The sequence below is a fragment of the Halopseudomonas litoralis genome (assembly GCF_900105005.1).
GTDB classification, from domain to species: domain Bacteria; phylum Pseudomonadota; class Gammaproteobacteria; order Pseudomonadales; family Pseudomonadaceae; genus Halopseudomonas; species Halopseudomonas litoralis.
The window spans coordinates 2700969-2720180 of sequence record NZ_LT629748.1 but is presented as its reverse complement, the minus strand read 5'-3'; the positions used below and the strand labels follow the sequence as shown (position 1 = coordinate 2720180).

The 19212-nt window shown below is 59.6% G+C and carries 18 protein-coding genes, 3 tRNA genes and 1 pseudogene; 8 read left to right on the top strand and 14 right to left on the bottom strand.

Going from position 1 to position 19212, the window contains the following annotated elements:
• Positions 1–22 precede the first annotated feature (22 nt).
• The 4 genes and pseudogenes from BLU11_RS13100 to BLU11_RS13085 all read left to right on the top strand — a co-directional run bounded on the left by BLU11_RS13100 (position 23) and on the right by BLU11_RS13085 (position 5960).
• Complete coding sequence (locus BLU11_RS13100) at positions 23–1567, top strand: phosphoenolpyruvate carboxykinase (RefSeq protein WP_090274065.1); 1545 nt, start codon at positions 23–25, stop codon at positions 1565–1567.
• A gap of 224 nt (positions 1568–1791) precedes the next feature.
• Complete coding sequence (locus BLU11_RS13095; RefSeq protein ID WP_157718678.1) at positions 1792–2169, top strand: DUF2946 domain-containing protein; 378 nt, start codon at positions 1792–1794, stop codon at positions 2167–2169.
• Between the two features lie 73 nt (positions 2170–2242).
• Positions 2243–4404 (top strand): annotated as a pseudogene (locus tag BLU11_RS13090) (TonB-dependent receptor).
• Between the two features lie 2 nt (positions 4405–4406).
• Positions 4407–5960, top strand: coding sequence for a PepSY domain-containing protein (locus BLU11_RS13085; RefSeq protein WP_090274060.1), 1554 nt, complete (start codon positions 4407–4409; stop codon positions 5958–5960).
• A gap of 62 nt (positions 5961–6022) precedes the next feature.
• Here BLU11_RS13085 and BLU11_RS13080 read toward each other — a convergent pair.
• The 5 genes from BLU11_RS13080 to BLU11_RS13060 form a co-directional block, all read right to left on the bottom strand.
• Positions 6023–6098 (bottom strand) — tRNA-Lys (locus BLU11_RS13080).
• A gap of 19 nt (positions 6099–6117) precedes the next feature.
• Positions 6118–6194: transfer RNA gene (locus tag BLU11_RS13075), tRNA-Pro, on the bottom strand.
• A 12-nt stretch (positions 6195–6206) separates the two neighbouring features.
• A tRNA-Asn gene (locus tag BLU11_RS13070) sits at positions 6207–6282 on the bottom strand.
• A gap of 206 nt (positions 6283–6488) precedes the next feature.
• Positions 6489–7805, bottom strand: a complete 1317-nt coding sequence (locus tag BLU11_RS13065) for an NAD(P)/FAD-dependent oxidoreductase (protein ID WP_090274057.1) — start codon at positions 7803–7805, stop codon at positions 6489–6491.
• 42 nt (positions 7806–7847) lie between these two features.
• On the bottom strand, positions 7848–8024 hold the full coding sequence (locus BLU11_RS13060; RefSeq protein ID WP_090274055.1) for a DUF3094 family protein: 177 nt from the start codon (positions 8022–8024) through the stop codon (positions 7848–7850).
• A 176-nt stretch (positions 8025–8200) separates the two neighbouring features.
• Here BLU11_RS13060 and BLU11_RS13055 point away from each other — a divergent pair, with 176 nt between their 5' ends.
• A complete protein-coding gene (locus BLU11_RS13055; protein ID WP_231702201.1) occupies positions 8201–8881 on the top strand; it encodes an energy-coupling factor ABC transporter permease in 681 nt (226 codons plus the stop codon).
• Between the two features lie 10 nt (positions 8882–8891).
• On the opposite strand, the gene BLU11_RS13050 is transcribed toward BLU11_RS13055, so the two are convergent.
• Positions 8892–9590: an SIMPL domain-containing protein gene (locus BLU11_RS13050; protein ID WP_090274049.1), complete on the bottom strand. Its 699-nt coding sequence runs from the start codon at positions 9588–9590 to the stop codon at positions 8892–8894.
• Positions 9591–9749: 159 nt separating this feature from the next.
• Here BLU11_RS13050 and BLU11_RS13045 point away from each other — a divergent pair, with 159 nt between their 5' ends.
• On the top strand, positions 9750–11012 hold the full coding sequence (locus tag BLU11_RS13045) for an ATP-binding protein (RefSeq protein WP_090274044.1): 1263 nt from the start codon (positions 9750–9752) through the stop codon (positions 11010–11012).
• 51 nt (positions 11013–11063) lie between these two features.
• The gene (locus BLU11_RS13040) at positions 11064–11618 is read left to right on the top strand and encodes a response regulator transcription factor (RefSeq protein WP_090274041.1); all 555 of its coding nucleotides are present in this window, start codon (positions 11064–11066) and stop codon (positions 11616–11618) included.
• Positions 11619–11715: 97 nt separating this feature from the next.
• Here the strand turns inward: BLU11_RS13040 and BLU11_RS13035 are convergent, their stop codons facing one another.
• From BLU11_RS13035 to BLU11_RS13020, 4 genes are all read right to left on the bottom strand, one after another.
• Positions 11716–12564, bottom strand: coding sequence for a Tim44 domain-containing protein (locus BLU11_RS13035; protein WP_090274038.1), 849 nt, complete (start codon positions 12562–12564; stop codon positions 11716–11718).
• A 275-nt stretch (positions 12565–12839) separates the two neighbouring features.
• Entirely contained in the window at positions 12840–13664 is an 825-nt protein-coding gene (locus BLU11_RS13030; RefSeq protein WP_090274035.1) for an SDR family oxidoreductase, read from the bottom strand.
• Between the two features lie 26 nt (positions 13665–13690).
• Positions 13691–14155 carry a hypothetical protein gene (locus BLU11_RS13025; RefSeq protein ID WP_090274033.1) on the bottom strand — a complete coding sequence of 155 codons (465 nt, stop codon included), beginning with the start codon at positions 14153–14155 and terminating at the stop codon, positions 13691–13693.
• Positions 14156–14209: 54 nt separating this feature from the next.
• Positions 14210–15007, bottom strand: a complete 798-nt coding sequence (locus BLU11_RS13020; RefSeq protein ID WP_090274030.1) for a TatD family hydrolase — start codon at positions 15005–15007, stop codon at positions 14210–14212.
• Positions 15008–15196: 189 nt separating this feature from the next.
• Between BLU11_RS13020 and BLU11_RS13015 the strand changes: the two genes are divergently transcribed.
• The gene (locus tag BLU11_RS13015) at positions 15197–16534 is read left to right on the top strand and encodes a DUF1329 domain-containing protein (RefSeq protein WP_090274026.1); all 1338 of its coding nucleotides are present in this window, start codon (positions 15197–15199) and stop codon (positions 16532–16534) included.
• 33 nt (positions 16535–16567) lie between these two features.
• Here the strand turns inward: BLU11_RS13015 and BLU11_RS13010 are convergent, their stop codons facing one another.
• The 4 genes from BLU11_RS13010 to nrdB all read right to left on the bottom strand — a co-directional run bounded on the left by BLU11_RS13010 (position 16568) and on the right by nrdB (position 19211).
• Entirely contained in the window at positions 16568–17176 is a 609-nt protein-coding gene (locus BLU11_RS13010) for a flavodoxin family protein (RefSeq protein WP_090274023.1), read from the bottom strand.
• A 75-nt stretch (positions 17177–17251) separates the two neighbouring features.
• Positions 17252–17794, bottom strand: a complete 543-nt coding sequence (locus BLU11_RS13005; RefSeq protein WP_090274020.1) for a DUF3087 domain-containing protein — start codon at positions 17792–17794, stop codon at positions 17252–17254.
• 8 nt (positions 17795–17802) lie between these two features.
• Complete coding sequence (yfaE, locus tag BLU11_RS13000) at positions 17803–18063, bottom strand: class I ribonucleotide reductase maintenance protein YfaE (protein WP_090274019.1); 261 nt, start codon at positions 18061–18063, stop codon at positions 17803–17805.
• A 2-nt stretch (positions 18064–18065) separates the two neighbouring features.
• Entirely contained in the window at positions 18066–19211 is a 1146-nt protein-coding gene (gene nrdB, locus BLU11_RS12995; protein ID WP_231702200.1) for a class Ia ribonucleoside-diphosphate reductase subunit beta, read from the bottom strand.
• Position 19212: the final 1 nt, after the last annotated feature.

Below are 19212 nucleotides of genomic sequence, written 5' to 3'. Positions count from 1 at the left end.
AAGCCGAAGAGGACGAAGTTTGATGACGCAAGCTACCAACACAGTATTTAACGACCTGAGTATTGCCCAGCTGATCGAGTTGGCGGTCCAGCGCAACGAAGGTCAACTGGCCGATAATGGCGCCCTGGTGGTGAAGACCGGCGAGCGTACCGGTCGCTCGCCGATGGATCGCTACATCGTTGATGAGCCGACCACCAGCTCCGCCATTGCCTGGGGGCCGATCAACCGCCCATTCCCGGCGGACAAGTTCGATGCCCTGTGGACTCGTGTTGAAGACTATCTGGCCGAAGGTCCGAGCTATGTCTCCCATGTTCACGTCGGTGCCAGCCCCGATCACTATCTGCCGGTTGTCATGGAAACCGAGACTGCCTGGCACAACCTGTTCGGTCGCACGCTGTTCATCAACCCGCAACAGTACAATCCGGCGGGCAATGATCAGTGGCAGATCCTCAATGCGCCGCATTTCGTCTGCGAGCCTGAGCGTGACGGCACCAACAGCGATGGCTGCGTGATCATCAATTTCGCCCAACGCAAGGTGCTGCTGGCCGGCATGCGGTACGCCGGTGAAATGAAGAAGGCCATGTTCTCGGTGCAGAACTTCCTGCTGCCGGCTGCTGATGTGCTGCCCATGCACTGCGCCGCCAACGTTGGTGACGAGGGTGATACCACACTGTTCTTCGGCCTGTCCGGCACCGGCAAGACCACCTTGTCTGCTGATCCTGCGCGCAATCTGATCGGTGATGACGAGCACGGTTGGGGTGAAGGCATCGTATTCAACATCGAAGGTGGCTGCTACGCCAAGTGCATCGACCTGTCGCAGAAGAACGAGCCGGTCATCTGGAACGCCATCAAATTCGGCTCTGTGCTGGAAAACGTCATCATCGACGAAGACAGCCGCAAGGCCGACTACACCGATGTGTCGCTGACCCAGAATACCCGTGCAGCCTATCCGTTGGAGCATGTCGAAAAGCGCGTCGAGGCCAATTATGCCGGCGAGCCGAACGCTATCATCTTCCTGACCTGCGACCTGACCGGGGTACTGCCACCCGTCTCCATCCTCAACAACGAGCAGGCGGCGTATCATTTCCTGTCCGGTTACACCGCGCTGGTCGGGTCCACTGAAATGGGTTCGGGCACTGGTATCAAGTCCACCTTCTCCACTTGCTTCGGCGCGCCTTTCTTCCCGCGTCCTGCCGGCGAGTATGCTGAGCTGCTGATCAAGCGCATCAACGCCTTTGGCAGCAAGGTGTATCTGGTCAACACCGGCTGGACCGGCGGTGGCTACGGCGTCGGCACCCGCTTCAGCATCCCGACCACGCGCGCGATTATCGCCGCGATTCAGTCCGGCGCGCTGGCGGGTGCGGAAACCGAGCACGTTCCGGTCATCAACCTGGATGTGCCCAAGGCCGTTGCTGGCGTCGAGGCGAAGTTGCTCAACCCACGCAACACCTGGAGCGACCCGGCGGCCTATGACGCCGCTGCGAGTGATCTGGCTGGTCTGTTCGTCGAGAACTTCAAGAAGTTCGACGTGACCGACGCCATCGCCAACGCTGGTCCGCAGTTGTAAGCAGAGCCAGTCTGGTACCAGCAAACCCGCCGCATGGCGGGTTTGTTGTTTGTGGGTGCATCTCTGCTATGCATTGCGCTCGCTCGTTAGCGTGCTGACATGCCGCTTCGCGAAATCTGCTACTCTGTTTCCTGTAAGAAAAAGATTGCTGCCATAGAACACAGAGATATCTCGGTGTGCCGGCCCGCCTGAACTGGGATAACTATCATATTGAAGCAAGCCCGATGACATTGGTTCGCCGCCGCGCATTGCTGGCCTGGATGCTGTTCGCCTGCATCCTGTTCAGCGCGTTGCACTGTGCCAGCGGCCATGGGCAAATGGTGGCCGTGCAGTTGGGAGCGATCAATGCTGAGCATGGCCATCATCACCATGCGGAGCATGCCGAGGCAACTGAGGCTCACGACCATACCTCGGCGGATTCGAGCTGTGATTTCGCCAGCCCCTTCAGTGCCATTATCCTCGCTGCCTTCTTCGGCTTGCTCGGCCTGCTGGCCATGGACGCGTTGCGTCCGTTGCCCGTCTGGCATGTGCCTCGTCAGCCCCGCTCCCGCTGGCCGCCCGCCAACCCTCGCGCCTCTCCCTTGCTCCTGACTGTTTGCTGAATAGCCCGTTCGCCCAGACCTGATTGCGCCTGTGCGTCTGCGGGCCTGTGGAATATCAGACTGGAGAGAATGCATGTCCATTCGTTTTACTACCCTGTTGCTGCTCGCCGGCAGCATGCCCCTTGTCTGGGCGCAAGATGACGCCCTGACCCTGCCCGCCAGCACCGTGTCGGCTCAAGCCAGAGAGACCTTGAGCGCACCCTCCGGCGTGCGTCTTGATCAACCCATCCGCACCGGCTCACGGCTGGATCTGACCGCTCGGGAAACGCCGGCCTCGGTCAGCGTTACCGACCGCGAGGTGATCGAGGCGCGGGGCGCCCGGGATACCCAGGAAGTGATCAATGCCATGACCGGCATCAACGCCTCGGCCAACCCCGGTTACGGTGGCTTTGTGTCCTACCGCGGGTTTACCCAGAACCAGATCACCCAGCTGTTCAACGGTATCAATCTCGGTTACGCCAGTGCGGCGCGGCCGGTGGATACCTGGCTGGTGGATCGCGTTGAATTGATCGGCGGGCCGTCCAGTTTCCTGCATGGAGCCGGGGCCGTAGGTGGGTCGCTGAACTACATCAGCAAACTCGCCAGCCGTGATGAACAGCTGCTGGAAGGGCGGCTGCGCTACGGTCGCTTCGATGAGTCGGAAATGGCCTTGGGCTTGAATCAGGCGCTGGGTCAGATGGGAGAAACCGAGCACTTCATGCGTCTGGATATCAGCCGAGGCAGCGGTAATGGCTATATTGATCGCAACGAGCGCGAGACCAGTAGCATGGCCTTTTCCCTGCTCAGTGATCTGACACCGGATCTCAGCCATACCCTGGCGCTGGAATATCTCGAGGATAAGGAAGACAGTCCTTATTGGGGCACGCCGATACTCAATACCGGCGGCGGAACCATGAAGATCGACAAGCGTCGTCGCTTCGACAATTTCAATGTCGCTGATGGGCGTTACGAGCAACGGGTACGCTGGCTGCGCTCGACTACCGGCTGAGTTATGCGACCAACCTGCAGAACACTCTGTATTACTACGATGGCCAGCGCGACTACCGCAACCTGGAGCGCTACAGCTATAACGCCGACACCAGTCTGGTGGAGCGAGGCGGCGCCTATCTGCAGCGCCACGACCAGAATGTACTGGGCAACCGTCTGACGCTGACCCATGATCGACAGCTGTTCGGGCTGAGCAGTCGCTGGGCGGCGGGGCTGGATTATTCGCGCTTGCGCCAGACTCTGCATCCGCGCTCGGGTGGTGCTTTCGATGTGGTCGCCCCGAATCGGTTTGATCCGGGGCGCTTTGATGATATTCCCGGCATGGCCGACGGCCTGCAGAAGCAGCGCCGGCATGAGGTGGTCACCCGCTCGCTGTTTCTGGAAAACCATCTGCAGTTGACCGATCGGCTGGCGCTGCTCAGCGGTCTGCGTTACGACCATCTGGACATGGAAGTGGTCAACTATGGCGCCGTTTCTGAGACCAGTCCGGCCTTCTTCGAGCGCCGCTGGGAACCGCTCAGTGGGCGTATCGGGCTGGTCTACGATCTGACGCCGACCGCCAATCTCTACCTGCAATACAGCACTTCGGCGGATCTGCCGGCGGGCTCGCTGGCCTCGGCGACCTGGTCCAATGTCGGGCTGTTCGACCTGTCGAAGGGCGAGCAGTGGGAGGTCGGCAGCAAATTCGACTTTCTGGACGGGCGCGGGGCGGCGACCGTGGCGCTGTTTCAGATTGTGCGCAAGGACTTTGCCGTGCGGGATTCCAGTGATCCCAATCTGACGGTGCAGGCCGGTCAGCAGACCTCACAGGGGATAGAATTGACCGGCAGTTTGCAGCTGATGCCCAGGTTGCTGGTCGAGGCTAACTACGCCTATGTGGACGCGCAGTACGATGAGTTCAACGAGGCGGTCGCCGGCGTATCGGTATCGCGCGAGGGCAACAGCCCGGTGAACGTGCCGGACAGTGTCGCCAATCTCTGGCTGACCTGGAGCCTGACGCCCGCGCTGGAGGTGGGGGCGGACATGCGTTATGTGGATTCGGTCTACGCGGATAACGCCAACATGCTGAAAGCCCCGTCCTACACACTATACGGCGCCTTCGCCCGGTATCGCTTCGATGAGCACATGAGTGCCACGGCGCGGGTGCGTAATCTCACCGATGAGCTGTATGCCAAACAGGCCTACGGCGAGCAGTACTACCGGGGCGCACCGCGCAGCGTTGATGTCAGTCTGGATCTGAGGTTCTGAGCATGAAACGTTACCTCTATCTATGGCATCGCTGGCTGGGTATCGGCCTGTGTCTGCTCTTGGCGCTGTGGTTCGTATCCGGCCTGGTGATGCTGTATGTCGGTTATCCCAAGCTGACGTTCAGAGAGCATCTGGCCCAGTTGCCGCCGCTGGCGCAGGAACATTGTTGTGTGCCGCTTAGCCAGGTGTTGAACGATGCCGGCCCGGCGCCGGACAGTATACGGCTGACCACGGTGGCGGGCGAGCCGCGCTATATGCTGCGCTACGGTCAGCGCACCGAGGTACGCGATGCGCGCAGCGGAGCGCAGCTGGGGCCCTTTGACCAGACGCAGGCGCTGGCGGCAGTGCGGCAGTTCGCCGGGGAGGGCGCGGTGCGTTACCAGGGCCTGGTGGATGAGGATGCCTGGACTCATTCCCGGGGGCTGGATGCTGACCGGCCACTGCATCGCGTTGCGCTGGGTAACGGTACTCTGTTGTATATTTCCAGCCGCAGCGGCGGTGTGGTGCGCGACGCCACTGCCACCGAGCGCGGCTGGAATTGGGTGGGTGCCTGGCTGCACTGGGTTTATCCATTGCGCGGTGGGGTGCTGGATCGCTGGTGGACAGATATCGTCATCTACCTGTCGCTGGCCGCGACGCTGATGACTCTGCTCGGTATCGTCGTGGGGCTGTTGCGCTGGCGCTTCTCCAAGCCTTATCGCAACGGTTCGCGCAGCCCGTATCGGGGTTTTGCCCGTTGGCATCATGTCGGTGGGTTGCTGTTCGGTGTGCTGGCGCTGACCTGGATCTTCAGCGGGCTGATGTCAATGAACCCGTGGCGGGTGTTTGCCAGTCCGGTACCGCTGGATACAGCTGCATATACCGGTGGGGAGCTGCGCGCTGCGCATTTTCCGCTGGCGCCGGAGCAGGTATTGCAGCAGATGCAGGTCAATGGAATGCAGGTGCGGGAACTGCATTGGCGGCTGGTTGGCGGGCAGGGCTACGTGTTGGGCGTAGATGGCGATGGCGATAGCCTGTTGTTATCGGCAGACAGTGGCGAGCCGTTGGAGGCTGTGCCTGAACAGGTTCTGTGGCGCGCCGCCCAGGCAATCCGTCCGCAGGATGAACTGCAGGTTGAGCTGCTGAGCGCCTTCGACTTCTATTATTACGACCGCGCGCAACACAGCATGCTCGGGCATCTGCCACGGCCCCTGCCGATCCTGCGGGTGCGCTTTGCTGATCCGGCGCAGACCTGGTTGCATATCGATCCCGTCAGCGGCGCGCTGCTCGGCCAGCTGGATCAGCGCCAACGTGCCTCGCGCTGGTTGTTCGCGCTGCTGCATAGCTGGGATTGGCTGCCGCTGCTGGAACGTCGGCCGTTATGGGATGGCTGGATGTGGTTGGGCAGCATCGGCGGTCTTGTGATTTCAGTCAGCGGCACGGTGCTGGGGTGGCGGCGGCTGCGCCGCTCCCGCCGACGGCGAGGCAGTGTTCGAAGTGGTGGGGTTCAGCAGGCATCGATCAGCCTGACGCCTGGCAGGCATGATCGCCAGCACAATGGAAATGCTCAGAAATGATGATTCTGTGTGATATATAAGCAGGAGGTTGAAGCGAGATAACAGCAGAAGATATTTTTGAGTGGTGGGTCGTGTAGGATTCGAACCTACGACCAATTGGTTAAAAGCCAACTGCTCTACCAACTGAGCTAACGACCCAATGCTCAAAAACAAAAAATGGTCGGGGTAGGGGGATTCGAACTCCCGACATCCTGCTCCCAAAGCAGGCGCGCTACCAGGCTGCGCTATACCCCGATCTTTACAAGATGGCTCCGCGACCAGGACTCGAACCTGGGACCCAATGATTAACAGTCATTTGCTCTACCAACTGAGCTATCGCGGAATTACCTTGAAAACTCTCTGCAGGTTGCTGTGTGTTGTTGCTACATATCCCCTGCTGAGGCGCGCCATTTTACCGACCACGGCGAAGCTGTCAAGCCCGAATTTGAGCTTCTTGTGCAATGAATGACTTTAAATTGGAAAAGCGCTGCGGGACGGAGCGATGGATGCAACAAAGGTTGCGCTTTGTTGCATCCATAAGGCTTCGCTTCAGTGCAGTTTCAGGCGTGGTTCTGTGCCGCGTCCTATGCGGTCACTCACCATCAGCATGATTGTCCGGGGGATGCCGTACAGAGCCATCTGGTGCATGCGGTACAGGGATATATAGAACATCCGGGCCAGCCAACCTTCCAGCATGACGCTGCCGGTGAGGTTGCCCATCAGATTGCCGACGGCGCTGAAGGTGGAGAGAGAGATCAGCGAGCCATGATCGCGGTAGCGATATTGTTTCAGCGGCTTGCCATCGAGCAGGTTGATCAGGTTCCTGCTTAAAAGAGTTGCCTGCTGATGGGCAGCCTGAGCGCGTGGCGGGACAAACTTGCCAGGTTCGTCCAGCGGGCAGGCTGCGCAATCGCCGAAGGCGAAGATGCGTTCGTCCTGGGTGCGCAGCGTCTTGTCGACCACCAACTGGTTGATGCGGTTGGTTTCCAGCCCCATCTCAGTGAGGAAGGCCGGTGCACGGATGCCGGCTGCCCAGACTTTCAGTGAGGCGGGAATGAATTGGCCATCGGCCAGCAACAGGCCATCGGCCTGGACTTCCTTGACCGGTGAGCCGGTGTGGGTATGCACGCCGAGTTTATCCAGCGTGGCTGCCGCCGTGACCGCAATGCGCTCGGGCAGGGCGGGCAGGATGCGCGGGCCGGCTTCCACCAGGTTGATGTTCAGGTCTTCAGGGCGAACCCGGTCGAGACCGTAGGAACGCAGCATAAGCGCTGCGTGATGCAGTTCTGCGGCCAGCTCGACGCCCGTGGCGCCCGCACCGATGATGGCGACATTGATGGATTCGCTGCTGGCCATTTCGCCCCGGACCTGCGCCTTGAGGTACTGATTGATCAGCCGAGTATGGAAACGCTCGGCCTGGGCCCGGGTGTCGAGGAAAATGCAATGCTGTGCGGCGCCAGTGGTATTGAAGTCGTTGGTATTGCTACCCACCGCGATCACCAGATAGTCGTAATTCAACTGTCGCGCGGGGATCAATGTGGTGCCGTCTTCATCCTGGACCGGTGCCAGCTGCAGCTGACGTTGCTCGCGGTCGACTCCGGTCATGCAGCCGAGCTGAAAATTGAAATGATTCCACTTCGCTTGGGCGACGTAGTTCAGCTCTTCTTCTGTGGAATTGAGCGAGCCAGCCGCGACCTCATGCAGCAGCGGCTTCCAGATATGAGTCATGTTGGCATCGACCAGGGTAACGCGGGCGCGTTGGCGCTTGCCCAGCGTACGACCGAGGCGTGTGACCAGCTCAAGACCGCCGGCCCCACCGCCAACAACAACTATGTGGGGAAGAGATGAACCTTCGGGTTGTGACATTGCTTGGACTCTCAGATAACAGGAATCAGGCGTCTGTCAGAGTCAGGCGAGAACGAGTGCCGCAAGGAAGCGCGCCAGCAGGCCAAGCCCGAAAACCGCTCCGATGATGGCCATGAGTAACCACCAGACCTTGAAGGGCTTGCGTTCGACCTTGTGCAGGGGAGAGTTCAGGTATTCTTCGACCCGTTTCTGGTCTTCTGGATAGAGGCGGCTGGCCATGTGGTCACCTTTCGTTCTTATATGGACGCAATTCTGTGTTGCGCATGAGTCTGACGGACTATTTGGCCATTCTATGCCTCACAACCGAAGATTGCACCCTGGGGCTGTAGGCGTTTCAGCTCTGCTGATCCTGAAGGGCTGGTATGATTAGCGTCTACCGATCCCAGGAGAATCCCGTGCTGTCAGTCAACCTGCTAACCGGAACCCAGATTGTATTCAGCTTGCTGTTGTATGGCGGCGCGCTGTTGTGGGCATTGGCGCGGGTTTCCTGGATTGAGCTGGTAGCAGACAGCCGCCGCCAGCACCTGTTCTTCGGCAGCATCTTCGCCCTGTTCGTGCTCTGGCTCCTGCGCAAGGAGTTCGATAACGGGCTGACCTTCCATTTTCTCGGACTGACGGTGGTGACCCTGGTGCTTGACTGGCCACTGGCGCTGGTGGCCGGAGCGCTCGCTCAGTTTGCGCTGGTATTGCTGGGGCTTGATGAGCTCGCCGCGCTGGGCGCGAACGGGCTGCTGCGGATTCTGATTCCGGTGCTGGTGACGGTATTGATGAGCCGGATGCTGGAGCGGTTCAAGCCGACCAATCTGTTTCTGTACATCTTCATCAGTGGCTTCTTTGCCGGGGCGCTGGCAGCGGTGTGTACCATGCTGATGGGGATGGGACTACTGGCGTGGTCAGAGCACCTGGCGCCGCCGAACTCGGTAATCGAGCTGATCGGCTACATGGTAATGGTGATGTTTCCCGAGGGCTTCATCAATGGCATGGGTGTGGCGGCCCTGGTGGTCTTCCACCCGGATTGGGTGGAGACCTTCGATACTGATCGCTACCTGCAGGAACCCTTTGAGGATGACCGCTGAGGCAGTCTGATCAGGGCACCTGTACTTCGATCACACCATCGGCGTTGACTGTAACGTCCGCCTCGCCACCTTCAACAGCAGGTGTGGCCATCTTGGCATCCGCAGCCATTGCCATGCTGTTGGCACGCATGTACGGGCGCGGTGACATGAACTGGGTATTGAGATTCAGCTGGACAATCTTGTAGCCGTTGCCGCCCAGGCCCTGAGTAGCAATATCGGCACGCCGTTTGAACGCGTCGATGGCCTCCTTGATGAGGCTGTCTTCAGTGGTGGCGCGGCTGCTCGGCGACAGGCTGAAGGACATGTTGTCCAGTCTGAGCTCATCCAGCAGATCGCCAGTGACGGTCGAGACCTGGGCGAAATCGGTGCCTTCCAGGCGAATCTCGCCGCGCTCACGCCAGGCGACGATATTCTCACGCTTCTCGTCATATACCGGCTGGCTGACACGATTGCCACTGGTTACCTTGATGTTCTGGTTCTGCCGCGCGGTTTCCAGCCCCTTGTTCAGGGTGTCGGTAATGCGATTGGCCAGTTTGGCGGGGTCGGTGTCCTGCTCTTCTGTAAAGAGTACGACGGTCAAGGTGTCGTTGTTCACCGATTGCTGCACTTCGGCGCGCAGCGATACCTGATTGTAGTTCAGCGGTTCGGCCAGGGATTGGCCGGTAAAAGCCAGACCCATGACCAGCGGTAACATAAGAAATGAACGCATGAAAGTTCTCCTTGGGGACTCGGCTCTGAGCTTCTGAGACTAGCAGCAAGAAGAGTGGTTCCGATACGCTGGGAGGTGTTTTTATGCGACCCTATGCCACATCAAGGCCGGCGACGGTCGAATCTATACTGGAGCGCACTTTTGTCGCAGCGACTATTGATGAACCCGAATGCCTTTGCGCTCTCGCCCTCACGACAGAATCTCTGGCGGCTGATTTTCATTCGCCTGCTGGTACTGACGGCGCAGGCCGCATCGGTGCTGGGCGCGTGGCTCAGTGGTTGGTTCGCTCTGGAATGGACACCACTGCTGCTGACGCTGGGCGTCTCCGCAGCCGTCAGCCTGCTTTCCCTGCTGCGCTTGCTGCGTGACTGGCCGGTGACGGATGTCGAGTACGGCGCGCAGTTGCTGTTCGATATTCTGGTGCACAGCGTGTTGCTGTATTACGCAGGAGGCCCGGCCAACCCCTTCGCCTCCTATTTTCTCGTGCCGCTGACCATTGCCGCTGCGACGCTTTCCTGGGTATATACGGCATTTCTGGCCAGCGTGGCGATGGTTGCCTACAGCCTGTTGTTGTTCTGGTATCACCCGTTGCCGCTGTTCGAGATGCCATTGCGTGACAGCCAGATCGATATCCGGGTCATCGGTATGTGGCTGAACTTCGCCATGAGCGCTGGGTTGATCACCCTGTTTGTCGTGCATATGGCCCAGGCCTTGCGCAAGCACGCCGAACGCCTTGCCGAGCGCCGCGAGCAGAGCATGCGCGACGCTCAGCTGCTGGGTATTGCCAGCGTCGCTGCGGGCGCTGCCCATGAGCTGTCCACTCCGCTGTCGACCATGAGCGTACTGCTCAAGGATCTGCGGGCGGACTATGCCGATCCGCAGATTCAGGAAGATCTCGAACTGCTTCAGGAGCAGGTCCGTCAGTGCAAGGCAAGCCTGCAACAGATGGTCCGCAGTGCCGAGTTCAACCGCAGTCAGCCGCATAGCCATCAGCCTGCCGACATCTGGCTCAAGGGTCTGCTGGAACGTTGGCAGCTGATGCGCCCCGAGGCGTCCTGGCAACTGAAACCCATACCCCAAGAGGCAACCCCGCTGGTGCAGGACAGTCCCGAGCTGGGTCAGTCGATTCTCAATCTATTGAACAATGCCGCTGACGCCTGTCCCGACAATATCAACATCGGGCTGGAATGGAATGCCCAGCGGTTGCGCTTGAGCATTCGTGATCACGGGCCGGGAGTGCCTTTGCATATTGCGGAGCAGTTGGGCACGGCTTTCGTCACTACCAAGGGCAAGAAGGGTTTTGGCTTGGGGCTGTTTCTCAGTCAGGCTGCAGTCGAGCGTATCGGGGGGAGTGTGAAGCTGTTCAATCAGGATGGCGGGGGTACCCTGACCGAGGTAATCTTGCCGGTAGGGGATCGCTGAAACCGTTGTTTTGACTGTGTTTCGGGCTTCCATGGCAATCGAGGAACATGCATGACAGAAGAATTGAATCAGGAAGACCAGCCACTGCTGCTGTTGGTGGATGATGATCCTACCTTTACTCGAGTAATGGCTCGGGCATTGACCCGTCGCGGGTTGCGGGTGGACACTGCGGGCGATGCTCAAGAGGCAATGCTCATGGCACGCCAGAGAAAGCCCGACTACGCGGTGCTGGATCTGAAGATGGAGGGCGATTCGGGATTGGTGCTGCTGCCACGCCTGCTGGAATTGTATCCCGATCTGCGGGTGGTCATTCTCACCGGCTACTCAAGCATTACCACCGCTGTGGAAGCGATCAAGCGGGGTGCCTGCAATTATCTGTGCAAACCGGCGGACGCAGATGATGTGTTGACGGCGCTGTTATCGGATCAGGCTGACCCGGAAAGTTTGGTGTCGGAGCACCCCATGTCGGTGGATCGTTTGCAATGGGAGCACATCCAGCGGGTGCTGGCGGAGCATGAGGGGAATATTTCCGCGACGGCGCGGGCGCTGGGTATGCATCGCCGGACCTTGCAGCGCAAGTTGCAGAAACGGCCGGTACGGCGTTGATTGATATCGAACGAGCAGTTTGCTTGCCCGCATAAAAACCCTCGGCTTGGGAAGGCCGAGGGTTTTTTGCTGCTGCGGCATAAACCGCGACGGCTGATCAGTTCTGACGGATACCGCAGATGGTCCAGGCTTGGTTTTCACCGTCGGCACGCTCCAGGCGCCAGCTTTCATCGAAACGCTCGCCTTCGTCCTGCGGGAATTCACGATCCAGGCCAGTGAATCCGACTGTGGCAATGGTGCGGCCTTCACGTTGCTCGATTCCTTCCAGGCGCACTTCCAGCTCTTCGACAAAACCGTTGCTGCTCGGCGGATCCTCGGCACGGGTGGCAATCATCTGTTGCAGTAGGGCCGGGTCGAGGTATTCCGCCATGCCAGCGGTATCGCCATCACGCCAATGACGCTGCAAGGTGAAGAAATGTTCTTCGGCGCCCTTGAGGAAGCTGGCCTCATTGAACCACGCCGGTGCCTGCATGGTGGTCGGCTGAACTGTCGGCTGCGCCGTTGCCGCGCCCTGTGGTGGCCAGCTCTGGGGGTCTTGCGGCTGTCCGGCCGGCCCGCCGGCTGGGTGGGGTTGGCGCTGCATCGCCGCCGCATTGCGCCGGGAAAACAGTTTGAATAGCACAAAGGCGATCAGGCCGAAGATCAGCATGTCAAAGAGTTGCAGGCCTTGGAAACCATCACCGAACAGCATGGAGGCGAGCAGGCCACCAGCAGCGATACCAGCCAGCGGACCGAGCCAGCGGCTGGCGCCGGAGGTGGCAGCGGGGTTCTGTTGTTGGTTGCGCGGATTAGCCTGCTGCTGGGTCTGCTGACGCTGAGCCGGCTGGCTCTTGTGCATGGGCGCGGAACCAAAGCTCTTACCGCCTCCCATGCGACGTGCTTCGGCATCGGGAACGGTCAGGCCGACCATCAGAAATACAGCGAAAAAGGGTAGCAGCCAGCGCATGGGCAGGTCTCTCCAGAATGAAAGTCGAGCGATAGTGCCAAACATGGGCAAACGTCGCCAGTTTTAATATGTTTCGGTATTTGAGTGTTAGGGTCTGTTGACGTTTCATCACGACCGCGCCGCCCAAAAACAGGCCCGGCGCTGCGGGTTGCGTGTCAAATATTGCCATGCTGCGTTGCAAGATTTGCCAAGGGAATAACCATTGGCTGCATCCTGCGCCTTGCCTGGCAATATTTGGCGCAGCAACGCGGCTCGTGATGAAACGTCAACAGACCCTAGGCCTTGTTCAGCCCGAAGCGCTTGCGCAGGCGCGCCTCCAGCACGGACGGCGGCAGCCAGCGTTTCAGCCGTACCATGCTGCGGCTGCCTGATCCGATCAGCGCGGTTTCCGGACGCAACGGGTTGCTGATGTAGCCCATCAGTTCCACAGCGAAGTCACGAGCGGAGGTGGATGACGACTTCTGCGAGGCGTTGGCCCGTGCCCGCACGGCCTTTTCCCAGGGTTTGAACCAGGAGGCCTCTGCCATGGTTATCGCGGCGGTGGCGTTGCTGCCGAAATCCGAGGCGATAGCGCCGGGTTGCACGGTCAGTACGTTGATGCCAAAGGGTGCCAGTTCCATGCGCAAGGCATCGGAGAGCGAGTGCAGAGCGGCCTTCGAGGCGCAATAGACGCCGGAGAAAGGTGTCGTGGTGACCCCTGACACGCTGCCGATATTGACGATCAGCCCATGGCTGTCGCGCAGCAGGTCGGCAGTGGCGCGCACCAGTTGCAAGGGGGCAAACACGTTGGTGTCGAACTGCTTGAGCAAGGTTTCGCGGTCGGCATCCAGCACCGGGCCCATGGCACCGTAACCGGCATTGTTGACCAGCAGATCCAATCGACCTGCTTCACTGCGCAGACGCTCGCTGCACGCGGCGATCTGTGCGGCATCGTTTACATCCAGAGTAACGGCCTGCGCGCCGCGGCTGGTCAATGGCGCCAGAGTGGCGGGATTGCGCGCGGCGGCGAATACCTCATAGCCCGCATCCAGGCAGAGGTGCGCCAGCGCCTGGCCGATACCGCTGGAACAGCCGGTAATCAATGCGACGGGTGTGTTCATGGATCGTCCTTTCTTATGATTATTGATTATTTTGTGAAGTCAGCTCGGACCTTGTCGGCATGATATTCCAGGTCTTCGGCGCGAAAACCGCTGCGCAGACGTGGCACGCTGTAGCATTGCTGCCACTGTTGCGCGGGACGCAATGGCTGGCTGAGGCGATAGATGCTCGCGGTGACGCCGATGTCCAGCAAGTTGGTATTGTAACCGGGCTGCACCGCGAGTAACTGCCAGCTGATTCGCGTGGCGGTACGGGAGCTGTTGTTCCGGATGCTGACCTGCAGCGGCTTGCCGAAGTCGCACTGTTCGGGTAGATGGCGCACGCTGATCTCCAACATGTCCACTTGCCGGTCATGTCGCCACTGCCAGATACCGACGCCCGCCGCCAGTATCAGTGAGATGACAACGATGATTCCGCTGGCTGGCAGCATGATGCGTGGGAAGCGCACCAGCAGCACCAGCCAGATCAGTAGCAACGCTATGCCCAGTGGCATTGGGTCTCCTTGCGGTTGTTGGTTGAATAGCCTGACTCTACCAGACCGGTGTATTCAAGACACCGCAGGCACGGGCCAGTCGAACAATTCACAGGTGTTATGCAGGCATTGATGGGCCAGTTGCTCCGGCGTTTCGCCGCGCAGCTCGGCCAGACGGGCGCAGATCTGCGGTAGATTCTGTGGGCTGTTGCGTTGGTAGGGGCGGAACGCGGGCGCCATATCCGGGCAGTCGGTTTCCAGTACCAGACTGTCAGCGGGCAACTGTGCGATGACGCGATGCATGCGCTTGGCCTGCGGCCAGGTAGCGGCGCCGCCCATGCCTAGCTTGAAGCCCAGCCGGATATATTCGCGTGCCTCCTCGAAGCTGCCGGAGAAAGCATGAATGATACCGGCGCGGCGCAGCTTGTAGCGCTTCAATGCAGCGACCACTGGCGCATGGGCGCGGCGTACATGCAGCAGGACTGGCAGGTCGACATCGGCGGCGATCTGCAGCTGCGCCTCGAATAATACCTGCTGGCGCTCGCGGTCCAGCTCGGTGAGTAAATAATCCAGACCGAACTCGCCCACGGCGCAGCAGCGTGGGTGGGTGAGGTGACATTCCAGGCGTTCGCGTAAGCTCTGGATGTCCTCCGGGCGATGTTCGTCAAGAAATACCGGGTGCAGGCCGAAGGCGGCGTACAGCCGCGGGTCCGCCTCGACCAGTTTCCAGAGCGTATTCCAGTTGCTGCGGCTCACACCCATGATCAGCAACCGTTGCACGCCGAGGCGCTGACTGTCGGCCAGCACCGCATCGCGATCGGCGTCGAAGTCATTGAAGTCCAGATGGGTGTGGGTATCGATGTAGGTAGTCATGTCCCATAGCATCGACAGTCTCGGGCTATGCTGCAAGCGCAGCGGCGAGGCACTGTGTCATTTTGTAGCGGAGTAGAGCGTAGCGGGGCTTTCGCGTTACAATCCCGGCGTTTTGACGTTTTTAATTTCAATCAGATTATCCGCCGGCGCTGCCGGCGAGTAGCGGTATTGGCTCGCAAGGAGTTGTGCATGTACAGGAAGTTCGGAGTTGTATTACTGGCCGTTTTTGCGTGCCAGGCTCAGGCCAAGGTCGATCCAGCTCAGGCAGCTCGACTGGGTGCGGATTTGACCCCGTTGGGTGCCGAGCGGGCTGGTAACGCGCAGGGCACCATACCCGCCTGGACCGGTGGAGTGAAACCGCCGGCGGATTATCGGCTGGGTATGCATCATCCCGACCCTTTTGCCAATGACGCCACGCTCTACCGCGTTGATGGCTCGGATCTTGGGCAGCATCGCGAGCTGTTGCCAGCGGGCCTGGCCGATCTGCTGGAGCGTCATCCAGATTATTACCTACAGGTTTATCCGACGCGCCGCAGCGCCGCTGTACCCCAGCGCATCTACGACGCCACCCGCGAAAATGCAGTCAATGCCGAACTCATCTCCAACGGCAACGGTGTAGCCGGCGCGGTGGCGGGGATACCTTTCCCGATCCCGCAGAGTGGCATGGAAGTCATCTGGAACCACATCCTGCACTACAAGGGCGAGCAGACCCATTTCATCAACAATCAGGCCGTGGTCATCAACGGCAGAAGCAACCTGATCAAGCGTGACCGCTATATTTTCTACGTCTACAACCGCGAGGGCATGACCCTTGAGGAAATGGACAACACCCTGCTGTACTACCGCTATCAGGTGACGGCACCGGCCAAACTGTCCGGCACCTCGCTGGTAGTGCAGGACCCGCTGGATCAGGTGCTGACCACACGCCGCGCCTGGCGCTATAGCCCCAACGACCGTCGGGTCAGACGCCTGCCATCACTGGCCTATGATTCGGTGCAGCCGGATACCAGCGGTCTGGCCACGGCCGATGTGGTGGATTCCTACAATGGCGCGCCGGACCGTTATGAATGGACGCTGATCGGCAAGCAGGAAATGCTGGTGCCCTACAACAGCTATGGCGTGCACCAACAAGGGATCGAGTATGACCGCATCGTGCAGCCCAAGACGCTGAATCCCGAGCTGCTGCGCTACGAGCTGCATCGGGTCTGGGTCGTGGAAGCCAACCTGCGGACCGGTTACTCTCACCCGTACCACACCCGCCGCTTCTACGTGGATGAGGACAGCTGGCAGATCCTGGCGGTGGACCTGCGCGACGACAAGGGTGAACTGGTGGGCCTGCAGGAAAGCCATCCGATCAGCTATTACGAGTTGCCGATGTTCAACAGCACCCTGGAAACCCTCTATTATTTGAAAACCGGCAACTACTTCGTCGACGGCCTGGACAACAACGAGCCGATGTACGACTTCAACTACGAGATGTCACCGCGGGACTTCTCGCCCCAGGCACTACGCCGCGCCGGCAATTGATGTCAGCCGATAAGCCGCTGATCCAGCGGCTCATTACTTCTGTGCAGGATATTGATGTTGTTTCAGCAGCCCGGCCAGATGCACGCAATTCTGTGCCATCACGCGGGTGGTCTGCACCACCTTGTCAGGAGTTGATGGCAGATCCTTGAAGTCGGTCGAACCCATGGCTTCACCTACCCAGTAGGTGCAGCTGTTGGCGGGGACGGTGAAGCCGACGTCATTCAGCCCCTGATACAGCTGCGCCACGATGTGGTGGGCGCCGTCTTCATTGCCTACCACGGCCACGCCGGCCACCTTGGCGTAAGACAGCATGCGGCCCTGATCATCGGTTTCGCCGAGCAATGCATCCAGCCGCTCCAGAACGCGCTGACACAGACTGGACGGGTGGCCGAGCCAGACCGGCGTACCCAGTATGAAAATATCGGCATCCAGCATCTTCTGACGAATCATCGGCCAGTCATCGTCTTTTCCTTCATCGGAGGTGACACCCGGCTTGATGTTGTAATCGGCGACGCGCAACAACTCGCCGTTCACGCCTTGCTCCTTCAGCGCCGCCAGCGTCTGCTGCAACAAGAGATCAGAGGATGAGTCGGAAGGGGAGGGCTTCAGGGTGCAATTGAGGGCCAGGGCAGTGAGTGACATGGGGAATCTCCAGGCAAGGGCTTCAGAGATTTGGTCAGGTGGCCGCCTGGTTGGTTCAACCTGCTTGCCGGTCGCTCAGTGCCTTTTACTGTCGCGCCATTGAGAGCTGACCTCCGCAAGCCAGCCGGGATCCAGGCGGTTCTGTTCCGGCTCGATACCCTGAGCCAGCATGTGCTCACGGTGCTGGTCGACCTCCTTGACCAGGTCGCTGGCAGCGCTGCTGTTGCCATCCAGCTGGTGCATCTGTGTCAGTCCCAGATGATAGAAACGCAGCACTCGCATCGCCGTCGGGTCATTGGCGGCAACACCGGCCTCGACCTGATGCATGATATTGGTCACCTTCATCAGGTTGCGCTTGAGCCGGAAGCCATACACTGCCGGGGTCATCCACGGCTGCTGCCACAGATTCAGTCGCACCAGCGCCATGGTCAGCAGCAGGCCGGCAATCACACCGCCCAGATTCCAGCGGAAGTTGTTGCCGCCGGGTTCACCGAACAAGGCAACGGACAGGGTGGCCAGCGAGATGCACAATGCCGCCAGAATGGCGCAGAGGATCAATGTGCTGCGGCGGGTCTGCTCGCGGTACAGGAGCGGGTCCATAGGCTGGATTTCAAACATGGCGGGCCTCAGAGTTTGCTTTTCAGCGGTACGTTGATGACGATGGGCTCCTGTACCCGGCAGCAGCAGGGCAGGATTTCGTCACGCTTGAGAAAGGCCAGCGGCGGCTTTGGATAGATCACACTGCCGGATTTCAACTTCACCCGGCAGGCGCCGCAGTAGCCACTGCGGCACTGATACTCCACATGATGGCCGGTACGCTCCAGCCCTTCCAGCAGCGTCTCGTGCTCATCCAGCTCGAAGAAGGTGTCGCGGGTAAATACCTGCACCCTTACAGCTCGAACTCGCCCAGGTCCTCCAACGATACCTCCGAGTCGATCTGACCGACCAGATAGGAGCTGACTTCTACCTCCTGCGGCGCTACCTGAACGTTATCGGACACCAGCCAGGCGTTGATCCAGGGGATCGGATTCTGATGGGCGCCGGGGAAGATGGGCTCCAGTCCCACTGCACTCATGCGCAGGTTGGTGATGTACTCCACGTACTGGCTGAGGATGCTGTAGTTCAGGCCGATCATGGAGCCGTCCTTGAACAGATACTCGGCCCACTGCTTTTCCTGCTCGGCGGCGTGGCGGAATATCTCCACGGATTGCTCATGGCAGGCCCGGGCGACCTCGGCCATCTGTGGGTCGTCTTCACCTTCCTGCATGATGTTGAGGATGTGCTGGGTGCCGGTCAGATGCAGTGCCTCGTCACGGGCGATCAGGCGGATGATCTTGGCATTGCCCTCCATCAGTCGGCGCTCGGCGAAGGCGAAGGAACAAGCGAAGCTGACATAGAAGCGGATCGCCTCCAGCACGTTCACCGACATCATGCACAGATACAGCTTCTTCTTCAGTTCGAACAGCTCGATGGTCACATTCTGGCCATTGATCTGATGAGTGCCTTCACCGAACTGGTTGTACAGGTTGCTGTATTGAATCAGATCGTCATAGTAATTGGAGATATCCCCGGCGCGCTCGATGATGTGCTGGTTGCGCACAATATCGTCGAACACCACCGCTGGATCGTTGACGATATTGCGGATGATGTGGGTGTAGGAGCGGCTGTGGATGGTCTCGGAAAACGACCAGGTTTCAATCCAGGTTTCCAGCTCGGGAATGGACACCAGCGGCAGAAAGGCGACGTTCGGGCTGCGACCCTGAATGGAATCCAGCAACGTCTGATACTTCAGGTTGCCGAGAAAAATGTGCTTTTCGTGCTCCGGCAGGTTGCGGAAATCGGTGCGGTCCTGAGACACATCGACCTCTTCCGGCCGCCAGAAGAACGACAGCTGTTTCTCGATCAGTCTCTCGAAGATCGGGTATTTCTGCTGGTCGTAGCGTGCAACGTTGACCGGCTGGCCGAAAAACATCGGCTCGTGCATCTGGTTGTTATCAGCCTGGGAAAAGGTGCTGTATTTCATTTTCATCTTCATG